Source organism: Rossellomorea aquimaris (assembly GCF_008180865.1).
GTDB classification, from domain to species: Bacteria; Bacillota; Bacilli; order Bacillales; family Bacillaceae_B; genus Rossellomorea; species Rossellomorea yichunensis.
On the sequence record NZ_VTEX01000001.1, the window covers coordinates 966,315 to 978,736 of the forward strand.

Genomic DNA, 12,422 nt, shown 5'->3' on the forward strand with positions numbered 1-12,422 from the left:
TATATTTTGAGTATGGAGGTGGGAAGATGACCGCTGAAAAGAATGAAAAAGATCCTGAAATTAACCCATCCGTGATTCAAGAAGAAGAGCGTGTAATGGATCATTCTGCATGCTCAGACGAAGGAGTTCGGAAAAGCCATCACTCTGATAATGTTAAGAAAAACCTTGTGACGCGATTAAATCGTATTGAAGGTCAAATAAGAGGAATTAAAGGCTTGATTGAGCGCGATACGTATTGTGATGACGTTATTACGCAAATTTCCGCCACTCAATCTGCCCTTAACAGCGTAGCCAAAATTCTATTAGAAGGCCATATGAAAACATGTGTTCTCGATCGAATTCAAGAAGGTGACACAGAAGTATTAGATGAATTTATGGTTACAATCCAAAAACTTATGAAAAAATAAAGGAGAGGTTACAGATGCAAAAAGAATCGTTAACAGTGGAAGGTATGTCTTGCGGACATTGCGTTAAAGCAATTGAAGGAAGTGTTGCTAAATTAGACGGTGTGAAATCGGTGCAAGTAAGTTTGGAAGAAAAGAAAGTAGAGGTTGAATTCGATGATTCACAAGTAAAGCTTGATGACATTAAAGAAACAATCGATGATCAGGGATATGATGTAGTGTAAGAATACTGTGCTTTCTCAGCACGGTTTTCTTTTACAAAAAAGTATACCCCATATAGGTATGGAGGGTTGATAAATGGCTGAGCATAAAGAAACCAATTTAGATATAACAGGAATGACTTGCGCTGCTTGTGCGAATCGAATCGAAAAAGGTTTAAATAAAATGGAAGGTGTGGAAAACGCATCGGTCAACTTCGCGATGGAGAGAGCAGCGGTAAAATACAATCCAGAAGAAGTGGAACCAAGTGATCTTCAAAAAAGAATTCAAGATTTAGGTTATGACATACAACTTGCAAAAACCGAGTTTGATATTACCGGGATGACCTGCGCTGCTTGTTCTGCAAGAATCGAGAAAGTATTGAATAAGCAAGATGGTATACAACATGCAACGGTTAATTTGGCCTTGGAAAAAGCAACCATTGAGTATGCCCCTGGGACTATCACTACAGATCAAATCATAAAAAAGGTTGATTCAATCGGCTACGGTGCAACAATGAAAAATGATGAAAATCAAGAAGAACAAACCGATCATAAACATCAAGAGATTCAGAAGCAAAAACGTAAGTTCATATGGTCACTATTATTATCTCTGCCCCTATTATGGTCAATGGTCAGTCATTTTGAATTTACATCGTTCATTCCATTACCTGAAATCTTAATGAACCCTTGGGTGCAAATGGCATTAGCAACACCTGTACAGTTTATTATCGGGAAACAGTTTTACGTAGGTGCTTATAAAGCATTAATAAATAAGAGTGCCAATATGGATGTTTTAGTCGCACTTGGTACATCGGCTGCTTACTTTTACAGTGTGTTTCTTGCCTATCAGTCGATTGGATCGGGAATGCATATGGTTGAGCTATATTTTGAAACCAGTGCTATTTTAATCACACTCATTATTCTCGGAAAATTGTTTGAAGCCAAGGCAAAAGGTCGTTCTTCTGAAGCCATAAAGAAGCTTATGGGTCTTCAAGCTAAAACAGCAACGGTGGAAAGAGACGGGAATGAAGTGGAAATTCCTTTAGAAGACGTTGTCACAGGAGATATTGTCTACATCAAACCAGGTGAAAAAGTTCCTGTAGATGGAGAAGTCATCGAAGGTCGTTCAGCACTTGATGAATCGATGATTACAGGAGAAAGCGTTCCGGTGGATAAATCTATAGGTGATACATTAATCGGTGCCACAATGAATAAAAACGGATTCCTTAAAATGAAAGCTACAAAGGTAGGTAGGGATACAGCTCTGGCACAAATTATCAAAGTGGTGGAGGATGCTCAAGGTTCCAAGGCTCCTATTCAAAGGTTAGCGGATACAATATCGGGAATATTTGTCCCAATTGTTGTAGGAATTGCAGTCCTTACATTTCTTGTCTGGTACATTTGGGTTAAACCAGGTGATTTTGCCGAAGCACTCGAAAAACTGATTGCCGTACTTGTGATTGCCTGTCCATGTGCCCTTGGATTAGCGACTCCGACTTCGATAATGGCAGGATCCGGACGTGCAGCTGAATTCGGGATTCTCTTTAAAGGCGGAGAACATTTGGAATCGACCTATGGAATTACAACCGTTATACTCGACAAAACGGGTACTGTTACAAATGGTGAACCGGTATTAACAGATGTAAAAGTGGAAAGTGGTTTTGATGAAGAGGATTTTCTTGCTTTGGTTGGAGCGGTGGAACGGTCTTCTGAGCATCCACTTGCTGTTTCAATTGTTAAAGGGATTAAAGAAAAAGGAATTACTTTATTAGGCAGTGAAAATTTTGATGCTATACCAGGGTATGGTGTAAAAGCAAAGGTAGAAGGTACAGAGGTGGTCATCGGTACCACAAAATTGATGGAACAAGTAGGTGTTCACATCGATTACGTGTTAGAAACCAAACTAGCCCTTGAAACAGAAGGGAAGACGGTTATGCTTGTTGCTATTAATGGGAACTATGCCGGCCTTGTCGCTGTAGCGGACACTATAAAAGATACTTCGAAAGAAGCCATTCAACGGTTAAAGGATAAGGAGTTAGAAGTCATCATGATTACTGGTGACAATCAGCGAACCGCTGAAGCAATTGCGAAGGAAGCTGGCATTCAGCATGTAATTGCGGAAGTATTACCTGAAGGAAAAGCAAAGGAAGTTCAAAAACTGCAGGAGGAAGGAAAGAAAGTCGCGATGGTCGGGGATGGAATTAATGATGCTCCTGCACTTGCCATGGCGGATATCGGAATGGCGATCGGGACAGGTACAGACGTTGCCATGGAGGCTGCCGATATTACACTTATCCGTGATGACTTGAACAGTATCGCCGATGCTATCTTCATGAGTAAGAAAACCATTCGTAATATTAAACAAAACTTATTCTGGGCTCTAGCCTATAACTCACTAGGCATCCCCATTGCCGCAATGGGATTCTTAGCGCCATGGCTTGCCGGAGCTGCAATGGCATTTAGTTCTGTGTCCGTTGTGTTGAATGCCCTGCGTTTGCAGAGAGTGAAGCTTTAAAATTTAAAAAAGATCAAAGGTGACATGACCTTTGATCTTTTTTAAATTCTATAAACTTGTCTCTATTCAACAATTCAAACGGCATGGATTATCCACACCTATTGACGATTCTATAAATGAATGGATTTATTATTAATATTGATCAATATGTGTCCATCATTCCTAGACTCCTTCAGCATCTTTATGGGGGACCCAATCCTATTTCGATCTTTATTCGGGGGACCAATGACAACCGAACCCTTTATTGGTGACAAAGCCTCGGCGATAATTTCAGCGTTGATGCCATAGGATAGCTCGAATACCTCCGGTGGGGTTAAGCGCAACGTATCCGATCCCTCGGCCGTTTCAAATTGATCATTATTAAAAAATAGATGCAGGTGTGCGTTATCTGATACCGGCGTGATCCAGTGCCACCATGCCATAGGAATAAACACAACCTGCCCCGCTTTAGTACTGTACTTATGAAGCTTATTTGTATCGGGATCAATGATTGATATGACGGCTTCACCAGAAACGACAACATCCAATTCCCATGCATTCGGATGCCAGTGAGGTTCGCGTACATGACCCTTTGATAGGTACAGATCTACGAATGCACCTCCTACCATAGCCGGCAATTGAGTGGAAGTCACTTCATAGGCGATATTATCTGGGTTTCTCTCAAAGAATACATTCTTTTTCGAATCAAAGAAGAGGTTGGGTGTACCACTGGTCTTCTTAATATTAGTATTATCAGGTACATAACCTGATTTCCCCATTTCATTTCCCCCTTTTGGTAAATAACCAAATAATTCAACCTATAATGTTTATATGATTGATCGGGGGAATGGGTGAATGCATATATACGCAAAGGTACGTCTTAGATATGCTTTCTAAGAGATGTGGTCTTTGAAAAATAGAGAACCTCAATTATCGATCCGTTTCCGTGAATTTAATATCAATCATCTTTTCAGTATCCGTTTCAAACTGAATGTCCACAAATACACCAAATTCTTTCCCGCCGCGTTTTAACCATAGCTTAAATTTCTCAGTCGATACCTTCGATCCGTTTTCTTTACCGATATGGAGATAGTCAACGATCGCTGCATCAGGATATTTCTCTTGCGTCTTTTTCACAGCCAGACTTCCCCATTTAGCATAAGAAGGTATTTCTTGTTGAGCGAGCACCACCGGATTGAACTCAACGATGGTCGTATTGGCGAGAAAAAGCGTGAAGAGAATCATTGGAATAAGTCGTTTAATTTTCATTATCATAACCTCTTTTTATCTTGTAGGTTTGTCCAGTCCACCTGAAAATATTCTACATTTTCCATTTCTCTTACAATTACATAATTAAATGAAATCTTTTTTTCTTGTTAGAATATTCTTTACTTACTACTCATAAAATCTTAAACTGTGGGTGTGGGAAGAAAATATTACCAACAATATGAAAGGAGGCGATGACGATGATGACAATCGTCGATGCAATTCAAAAAATAAATGAGGATGAGGTTCTATATATTAAAACCTAGCGTAGGAGGACATTATGAAGACTACTTTGGAGCAAGTGAAAATCGTAGAATATCATGAAGGATTAGCAAAAGGAATAGCGAAAATGTGGAATGAAAGCCGGGAAAATTGGGGTGGAGATTCTGTTATTACAACAGAACAAGACGTAAAAGACAAGGAAGCTAACTCCACAAACCTCCATCTGTTTTTGGCAATGGTGGGAGATGAAGTGGCAGGCTACTGCGGGTTGTCTGAATATCGCGAGGACGAAGGTGCCTTATACATTCCTCTTTTGAACGTGCACCCCAAGTATCAGGGCTTAAAGCTCGGCAAACAGCTCGTACTGAAAGCACTAGAAAAGACTGTGGAATTAAAATGGCCGAGACTGGATTTATTTACCTGGGCGGGTAATACAAAAGCCGTCCCTCTATACAAGAAATGCGGATTTTTCTGGGAAGAGCGCGATGACACCGTTCACCTGATGAATTTTATTCCGATGGTACTCCAAATTGACTGTCTGAAGCCGTTTTTTGAGAAGCATGATTGGTATACAACGAGTCAGCGTTTAATTGAAATCAAACCCGATGGCCTGAAAGATCGTGATCATACTTATTATGAATACAAATGGGAAGCAGGAAATGAGTTCGTTCGAATTCAATTTGAACGGACGGGAAGAGGCATTCGCTTAATTGAAACGAAGGATTTTTTAGTGGAAATGAGGCTGCCTGACTTTAAGATACTCGAGAAAAAAGAACACAATGTGACTTATCATGTAGAAAATCGCAAAGAGAATCCGGTTGAAATCTCCCTAAGAGGAGTATCAACTTCTCTTGTAAAGCATGAATTCCATGAGACCGCATTAGTGGGTAAGAGCTGGATTGGAGAATCCACTGTCAGTGTCGCCATGCCATGTAGTCAGCCAAGTCCTTGGAAAAAGCACCCGACTGTCGGGGTGACAGTGGATGTGGATGGTCAATCAATCCCGTTAGCACTAGGGGTCTTCCCTAAACAAGCTGGGAATCTTCATTTAAGATCGGTAAAAAAGTATTGGAAATCCCAGGGTAAAGGAATGCTCTATCTTGATTTGGAAAGCCAATTAGAAGAAGAAACTACCTGGACGATTAAACTGCCTGTAAATAAGGTAGTAAAGTGGGAAACTTCAGAAGTGATGGTGAAAATCGAAGGGAAAAAGAGAGTTTCGATTCCACTTCCGATCCAGCTACTGAAAAATGGCTTTTTGTCAGTAGAGGTGAATGTTTCTGCTGAACGAATAAACGGGGAGGCGACTACTTTTTCCACTCGTCTTTCATTGGCTCTACCGGGTTTTGGGGCAAAATTTGGTGGCGAGACAGAAGAGAATTGGATCGGGTTTAACGGTCCGCATTACGTAGAGATTGAAAAACGAAACCATATCGTCAAAGTAGGCTCTTTGAATGCAACCCAAGATCCGATAACATTCTTCACACCAAAATTCGGAAAACCATATAGTGAAGAGTTTTCTAAGAAAGAAGCCTCTTTTGTAGAATTTATCGAGCTTCCTGAAGCTTTCGTGATGAAAACAACACTAAAGTCGGATGCATTTTCCTCCATGCTTCTGAACACCTATTTTAAAATTTACGGTGATGGATTAGTAGAAATCAAACATGAAGTAGTGAATGCCGGAGAAAAAGACAGGAAGCATCTTTCCCTAATTCAGCCCGTTTTTATAAACTTCGAAGGAATGGCTATCCCACAAAGGGATGGAGTCTTAATCGGGAATGAGTCCTTGGTTCCTTTTATGGAGTATATTAATGATAAAGAAATGGCTGAACGTTGGATTTTCACATGCTCTTCGATTGGAGATACTATCGGACTTGCATGGCCAGAAGAAGCTCTTGGAAGAAAAGATGATTGGCGAATGGCCCTTGAATATGAAATCGACCTGATACAATCCCAGGAAGAAAAGTGTTTAGGTCCCATCCAGGTCGGGATCAATACTTCCAACCACTGGTCTAAGTGGCGGGAGTTGGTGGTGGGTGATGAAAGGGAGTTGAAAGAGCTGCCCCTGTATGCTTTAGGTAAAACACATGGAGATATTGTTTCTTATGTTGGTAAAAGGGAAAATTATTCATTCCGATCCATGTTGACTCCCTACATTCATGGTAAATTAACCGTTAAATCAGATAATGAAACATTCACGAAAGAAGTGGATAAAGCTGAATCAGTCACCCATCTGAATCTTGAACTAGAGCATTCATCACCAGGCGTAAAATGGTTAGATGGGCAATTCGAATCCAAAAGTCACTTCGGAAAAGTAGAAGTAATCCAACTTGTTAAGGGGAAGAGGGAAGTAAGGGTTGAGAGGAACGAAGATGTTTGGTCTGTAGATAATGGCGTCATTTCATTTAAAGCATCATCTGCTTATTATCCTGGTATCTATTCCTTATCGATTGACGGTAAGGAATCGTTGGATCATCTATATCCAAACCCGGGTCCACGGGCGTGGTGGAATCCTTGGGGTGGAGGTATCAGATACTCTTTCCAATCCGTTAGTTCCTATTCAATGTTGAAAGAGAATACTGCAATCGGATCTGTAACAAAGTTGGATCAACAAGGCCATCAGTGGGCAGGAATTTGTTTAACGACAGAATTCAAGGAGCATGAAAAGATGAAGGGTATTGTTCTTCGTCAATATGCTTTAACACTTCCAGAAGTGCCGGTCCTGGCTGTATACGCAGAGATTCAGCAGGATTCAGGAAGAACGTATATGAAGGAGTTGCTGGATTTAGAGGCTTTCTTCATGACTGGAAAAACATTAACATCCAGTTTCGTTAAACTTCCGACACAAGGGATGGTTCATAAATACTATGCAGGCGTCGAGGAATTCGTATTGAGAGATACACCATTTATTACGGTTGGATCGGATGATCACCAAGAATCTGTGACATTTGTTCACCCAAGCACCAGAAAACGGTCAGAAGCATACTTAAATCAAGATGTTCTTCTAGTAGCATCAACAAACGAATGGTCTGCAGCAATGGGGGAAACCAACGTAATCGAACCAACTATCCTATTCTACGGTGAAACTCAATCTGCACAAGCAATCAAACCACTACAAAACATTCGATTCACCTAAAAACTCCACGAACCTACCCCTGCCGTAGGTTCGTGTTTTTAATTGGAGAGGGACGGACCTCCAAATGTTCCAAATTGCCAGATTATCAGATTTTCAGTTTGTTGGAGGTCCGTCCCTCACAGTTAAGCAGTACTATTGATTTTTATTTATATTCTTTTCACCATCATGGTCTGTATCCTCATCCTCCATCAATCCACTGACCGCCTGTTTAAATTCTCTTAAAGAAACACCGGCAGCTTTTCCGAGCTCTGGAAGTTTGCTTGGTCCAAAGAATAGTAATGCTACGAACAAGATAATCGCTATTTCACCGAAACCCAGATTCATTTTTATTTCCTCGCTTTATTAATAAAGTAGTTTCAATACGAAACTTTGCTTTAACTTACTTTAAGTCGAATATCTCAACAATTTCTCTCCACTTAATCATCATATCCCATGAGAATCGAGGGACGGATGAGATGATGCTATTTCCACTCATTTCTCCAGATACCAGTATCGTTCCAACAAAGCTAAGTAGGAAAAGAGAACAGAAGACATAACAAGCAATAGATTCCTTACGATATTCATAATTTCTCATATGAATGCACCTCAGTTTAATTTAATTTTCAAGGACCAATGTTTAATTTAAATAGGCACTGCAAAAAAACTCTTAACTGCAAAGAGAAAAAAGGGGTTACGAGATCACATGTAATTTTAGAATGAAAGGAATCAGAGGTAATTTGAATGGGACATGACTACTTCAAGAAAGCCCAATGAGTCTGGAAAAATCTCAGTGCTAAATAGACATCCAGCTAAAGGGATTAATTTGAAGTGTAATGTTGGAAGAATGGATTTTTTATTAGAAGTCATACCATCTTGTTTCTGAACCAGTGAAGAGGCCACGTTGATAATCATATCTGCATCGGTTAAAAACACATGGTCAGAAATAGTATCCACATTATCAAAACTCAAGAATACCGGGCTTTGATTCTGTTGCTGACCTGGAACTGTCCCTAACACCATGCTCAATACCATCAATAACAACAATCTCATCACAGTCACTTCACCTCCCAAGATAATATTAAAACTAATTATAGCTTAATTTCCCCCGGTGTCTATAACAAGTTAAGAGGGACGGACCTTTAAACGAGGAGGAAGGGAGTAGGTGCTTGATAGTATACCTTTTTGAGGTCCGTCCCCTAAAAAGGTGTTTCTCATATTAATCCATAATGAAATGTTTATTTCAATCAAAAAAAGGTGAGCATCAATTGCCCACCTTTTCAACATTCACTATTAATATACTTTATCGCCATTAAAGATTGAATTCTTTACTATTACATAATCCACTGTTCGGATTGCTTCAAGCTTTGTTCCACCAGCATAAGAGATTGAAGATTGAAGGTCTTGTTCCATTTCGATCAACGTATGCTCCAGTGACCCTTTATGTTCAACAAACATCTTTTTACCTTCAACATTTTTCTTTTCACCTTTTTGGAACTCTGAAGCTGATCCAAAGTATTCTTTAAAGAGCTTGCCGTCTTTTTCGATTGTATCTCCCGGGGACTCTTCATGCCCAGCAAATAGGGAACCGATCATCACCATGGACGCACCGAAACGAATGGATTTTGCTATATCACCGTGGGTACGGATACCACCATCAGCGATGATTGGTTTTGTAGCGGCTTTTGCACACCAGCGTAGAGCAGCAAGTTGCCAGCCACCTGTTCCAAAACCGGTTTTGATTTTGGTAATACATACTTTTCCTGGTCCAATTCCCACTTTTGTAGCATCGGCACCGGCATGTTCCAATTCTCTTACAGCTTCTGGAGTACCAACGTTCCCTGCAATCACGAAGCTCTCAGGTACGTGTTTTTTAATATGTTGAATCATGCTGATTACCGCATTGGAATGACCATGGGCAATATCGATTGTTATAAATTCCGGCGTCAGCTTCTCTTCTGCTAACTGCTCTACAAATGCATACTCTTCATCCTTAACACCTACAGAAATAGAAGAAATCAAACTCCGGGACTTCATATCTTTAATAAAAGAAATTCGTTTTTCAGGCTCGAAGCGATGCATGATATAGAAATAATTATTTTCAGCTAAATATACAGCGATTTTTTCATCAATAATGGTCTGCATATTGGCAGGTACGACAGGTAACTTAAATGTATGTCCACCCAGGGTCACACTCGTATCACATTCAGAACGGCTGTTAACCACACATTTTGCAGGAATTAATTGAATATCTTCGTAATCAAATACATTTTCCATTATTACACCCCTAAACACGAATATTAAAGTTTATATATTTTATAAATGTTCGTCCATAAGGTAATTTACATCATTTTCTTATCAATGTCAAAGATTTTTATCATTTTAGGAGGAAAGGCTTTAAATTTTGGCACAAAGTCTTGATCCAACAAGTATTTAAGCGTTTGCAAATAAGTGTTTTTGAACCACTGAAAGAGAGACTATGTTACAGTATAAGGAAGAAGAGCTTAGAAACAATCCGTATGATAGGAAAGGTGGTTAAGCTATGTACTGGGTAATCGCTCTATTCGATGAAAAGACTGAAGAGTTGATACAAGATATATGGAAGGAACTTACCGTTAAAAATATTTCTTACTATGAGGAAGAAATCAATGATGCGCGTCCTCATATTACGATAGGAAGTTATGAAGAATTAGATAAGCAAAAATACATACAAGCATTAGAGGAGTATTATGAACATAAAAAACCGATCGATATCACTTTCAACACCGTAGGTTCATTTCTAAACTTTGGAACTCTATTTTTCTCCCCGACCATCACAAGAGAAATGCTAAACTTTCATTCGGATCATCATGATTTTTTTCACGAATTCAATGAATCAGCTAATCCACTCTATCTTCCTGACAAATGGATTCCACACTGCACTTTAGCCAATAAGCTTTCACCGGAAAAATTATCTCAGGGCTTTAAGCATTGTTTAGAAAGAGGAGACTTAATTGAAGCGAAGTTAACTGGTATTGCTTTAATTGAATTAGTCGATGATTCAAAGAATTGCATAGATGCTCCGATCGTTTATTCAAAATCATTATTGGAGTAAAATGCAACATCTCTGCAGTGACGATTCTTGGTTGATTATGGTATCCTAGCGAAGAACGACTCTTCAAGGGGGTATACCAATGATGGAACTAATCAATATTATTTTATTCCTTTTATTCATCGCATGTAGCATGGAGATTTTCGCAATGGGAAAACAGCAAAAACAAATGGATGCAACCATTCAGGAGCTGAGAGACGATATTAAGAAATTAGTGAATCACGACAGGTAGTAGAAAGTACAGATGCTTGCTTTAACTTCCTGATTCATATAACTCACAAAACGCAATGGAAATCGCTCCATTGCGTTTTGTGATGAGGTTATACAAATTGATTATTTTTCCGGAACTTCTCCATCAGACCTTTGGCATACACGTTCGCTTTCCCCACATCTCCTTTTTCCATATAATAATCAAACAGCAAAACGCCGTAATGCTCCATTGGGAGAACGTAGCCCATTTCCTGAAAATGAGGATAGGCTTTATCTTCCAAGTATTCAAAATACCCTTTTTTGTCTTCATTGACATTCAATTGGTGTAACGTAAAGAAGTGATAGAACGTTTTGTTATCAGTTTTTTTGGATAGAGTCAAGCCTTCTTCTATAATTTGAAGTAACTCATCTTTCGAGGTCCGTCCCTCTTTGGTAAGGGCATTTATGTATCCTTCAAGTGAACCGAGGTAGTTTGGGTCCTGGGGTTGACGGGTGTTGACGGACTTTTTGTAGAGTTCGCTTGCTGACTTGAATTCTCCACTTCTTAGTTGGTGATAGGCGTAGTTATGGTGAAGAAGTGCTCGTTGGTGCTCCAATTCGTAAGCTTCTGCCATGTCTATTAATCGTTGGTATTCTTTGCTTTCCACATTGGAATCATCGGACTGTTCAAGTTGGAGAAGCATCAGCATCTCTGACTCGATCATCCGGGAGAAACTGCGCATCTCTACAAAGAATTGCAAGGCTTTATTCGCATAAAAATAGGCTAATACATTTGAATGAATGGAATGGTAGGCAACAGCTAAATCATAAAAACATTCACGATTTGAATAGTCGTCCAGGCTAATCTTCTTAAGCACTGAAATGGCTTTGAAGTAATCGTGGTTTACCCTCATGTGATAAATTCCATTAATGTGCAGCAACATATTTTGCTCATATGGACTAAGTCCTGACCACATCTCCATTTCTTCAATAAGACGTTTCGCAAGTTGATTTTCCCCGGAAAATAAATGATATCGAGAAAGAATCAGAGTATACGTACGATAAAAATCCTGAATCTGCAATAAATGAAACCCTTCCAGTTTTTTCTTTATGGAATCTGCCTTGTTCTGCAGTTTCTTAATGATTGATTCATGCCATTCTTTAAGAAGGGAATCGATACTCTTATAATTCTCTATTTCCTTTTCCATATGAATTCCTAATCGTTCACTTAATAAGTGGATTGTTTCTTTTGAGACCTCAGTAAGTCCTCGTTCTATTTTACTAATATGGGTAGTTGAACAAATTCCTTCTCCCAAATCCTTTTGTTTAATCTCTTGTTGTTCTCGATAGAACTTGATAATTTTACCTTCCAGCATGATCTCATCCCCTTTGCAATCGTTCCAATTCATCCAATATTATCATAACCCCAATTAAAAATTGTCCA

13 protein-coding genes are annotated in these 12,422 nt (G+C 39.4%); 6 read left to right on the forward strand and 7 right to left on the reverse strand.

The window, feature by feature from the left end; translation table 11 throughout:
* Positions 1-95 precede the first annotated feature (95 nt).
* The 3 genes from FZC88_RS04760 (at position 96) to FZC88_RS04770 (ending at position 3,119) form a co-directional block, all read left to right on the forward strand.
* Positions 96-407: a metal-sensitive transcriptional regulator gene (locus FZC88_RS04760; RefSeq protein WP_148994288.1), complete on the forward strand. Its 312-nt coding sequence runs from the start codon at positions 96-98 to the stop codon at positions 405-407.
* Between the two features lie 14 nt (positions 408-421).
* Positions 422-628 (forward strand): copper chaperone CopZ, encoded by a 207-nt coding sequence (gene copZ, locus FZC88_RS04765; RefSeq protein ID WP_148993844.1) that lies wholly within the window; start codon positions 422-424, stop codon positions 626-628.
* 73 nt (positions 629-701) lie between these two features.
* Positions 702-3,119 carry a heavy metal translocating P-type ATPase gene (locus FZC88_RS04770; RefSeq protein WP_148993845.1) on the forward strand — a complete coding sequence of 806 codons (2,418 nt, stop codon included), beginning with the start codon at positions 702-704 and terminating at the stop codon, positions 3,117-3,119.
* A gap of 110 nt (positions 3,120-3,229) precedes the next feature.
* Here FZC88_RS04770 and FZC88_RS04775 read toward each other — a convergent pair whose 3' ends face one another.
* Together FZC88_RS04775 and FZC88_RS04780 are read right to left on the reverse strand one after the other, a co-directional pair.
* Positions 3,230-3,877 carry a cupin domain-containing protein gene (locus FZC88_RS04775; protein ID WP_148993846.1) on the reverse strand — a complete coding sequence of 216 codons (648 nt, stop codon included), beginning with the start codon at positions 3,875-3,877 and terminating at the stop codon, positions 3,230-3,232.
* 151 nt (positions 3,878-4,028) lie between these two features.
* Positions 4,029-4,367 carry a DUF3889 domain-containing protein gene (locus FZC88_RS04780; protein WP_148969053.1) on the reverse strand — a complete coding sequence of 113 codons (339 nt, stop codon included), beginning with the start codon at positions 4,365-4,367 and terminating at the stop codon, positions 4,029-4,031.
* A 277-nt stretch (positions 4,368-4,644) separates the two neighbouring features.
* Between FZC88_RS04780 and FZC88_RS04785 the strand changes: the two genes are divergently transcribed.
* Entirely contained in the window at positions 4,645-7,722 is a 3,078-nt protein-coding gene (locus tag FZC88_RS04785) for a GNAT family N-acetyltransferase (protein ID WP_148993847.1), read from the forward strand.
* Between the two features lie 132 nt (positions 7,723-7,854).
* Here FZC88_RS04785 and FZC88_RS04790 read toward each other — a convergent pair whose 3' ends face one another.
* The 4 genes from FZC88_RS04790 to guaC form a co-directional block, all read right to left on the reverse strand.
* Positions 7,855-8,046, reverse strand: coding sequence for a twin-arginine translocase TatA/TatE family subunit (locus FZC88_RS04790; RefSeq protein WP_148969051.1), 192 nt, complete (start codon positions 8,044-8,046; stop codon positions 7,855-7,857).
* 55 nt (positions 8,047-8,101) lie between these two features.
* Complete coding sequence (locus FZC88_RS04795) at positions 8,102-8,296, reverse strand: hypothetical protein (protein WP_148969050.1); 195 nt, start codon at positions 8,294-8,296, stop codon at positions 8,102-8,104.
* Positions 8,297-8,427: 131 nt separating this feature from the next.
* Positions 8,428-8,760, reverse strand: a complete 333-nt coding sequence (locus FZC88_RS04800; protein ID WP_148969049.1) for a hypothetical protein — start codon at positions 8,758-8,760, stop codon at positions 8,428-8,430.
* Positions 8,761-8,991: 231 nt separating this feature from the next.
* Positions 8,992-9,975 carry a GMP reductase gene (guaC, locus tag FZC88_RS04805; protein WP_148993848.1) on the reverse strand — a complete coding sequence of 328 codons (984 nt, stop codon included), beginning with the start codon at positions 9,973-9,975 and terminating at the stop codon, positions 8,992-8,994.
* A gap of 265 nt (positions 9,976-10,240) precedes the next feature.
* Between guaC and FZC88_RS04810 the strand changes: the two genes are divergently transcribed.
* Together FZC88_RS04810 and FZC88_RS23840 are read left to right on the forward strand one after the other, a co-directional pair.
* Positions 10,241-10,792: a 2'-5' RNA ligase family protein gene (locus FZC88_RS04810; protein WP_148993849.1), complete on the forward strand. Its 552-nt coding sequence runs from the start codon at positions 10,241-10,243 to the stop codon at positions 10,790-10,792.
* A gap of 79 nt (positions 10,793-10,871) precedes the next feature.
* Entirely contained in the window at positions 10,872-11,021 is a 150-nt protein-coding gene (locus tag FZC88_RS23840) for a hypothetical protein (RefSeq protein WP_187443502.1), read from the forward strand.
* An 88-nt stretch (positions 11,022-11,109) separates the two neighbouring features.
* Here FZC88_RS23840 and FZC88_RS04815 read toward each other — a convergent pair whose 3' ends face one another.
* The gene (locus tag FZC88_RS04815) at positions 11,110-12,354 is read right to left on the reverse strand and encodes a helix-turn-helix domain-containing protein (RefSeq protein WP_187443503.1); all 1,245 of its coding nucleotides are present in this window, start codon (positions 12,352-12,354) and stop codon (positions 11,110-11,112) included.
* Positions 12,355-12,422: the final 68 nt, after the last annotated feature.

Coding starts and splice junctions, on each gene's coding strand:
- FZC88_RS04780 (WP_148969053.1), bottom strand. CDS start 4,367: ATGAAAATTAAACGACTTATTCCAATGATTCTCTTCACGCTTTTTCTC.
- FZC88_RS04770 (WP_148993845.1), top strand. CDS start 702: ATGGCTGAGCATAAAGAAACCAATTTAGATATAACAGGAATGACTTGC.
- FZC88_RS04790 (WP_148969051.1), bottom strand. CDS start 8,046: ATGAATCTGGGTTTCGGTGAAATAGCGATTATCTTGTTCGTAGCATTA.
- FZC88_RS04795 (WP_148969050.1), bottom strand. CDS start 8,296: ATGAGAAATTATGAATATCGTAAGGAATCTATTGCTTGTTATGTCTTC.
- FZC88_RS04815 (WP_187443503.1), bottom strand. CDS start 12,354: ATGCTGGAAGGTAAAATTATCAAGTTCTATCGAGAACAACAAGAGATT.
- FZC88_RS23840 (WP_187443502.1), top strand. CDS start 10,872: ATGATGGAACTAATCAATATTATTTTATTCCTTTTATTCATCGCATGT.
- FZC88_RS04760 (WP_148994288.1), top strand. CDS start 96: ATGGATCATTCTGCATGCTCAGACGAAGGAGTTCGGAAAAGCCATCAC.
- FZC88_RS04785 (WP_148993847.1), top strand. CDS start 4,645: ATGAAGACTACTTTGGAGCAAGTGAAAATCGTAGAATATCATGAAGGA.
- guaC (WP_148993848.1), bottom strand. CDS start 9,975: ATGGAAAATGTATTTGATTACGAAGATATTCAATTAATTCCTGCAAAA.
- FZC88_RS04810 (WP_148993849.1), top strand. CDS start 10,241: ATGTACTGGGTAATCGCTCTATTCGATGAAAAGACTGAAGAGTTGATA.
- copZ (WP_148993844.1), top strand. CDS start 422: ATGCAAAAAGAATCGTTAACAGTGGAAGGTATGTCTTGCGGACATTGC.
- FZC88_RS04775 (WP_148993846.1), bottom strand. CDS start 3,877: ATGGGGAAATCAGGTTATGTACCTGATAATACTAATATTAAGAAGACC.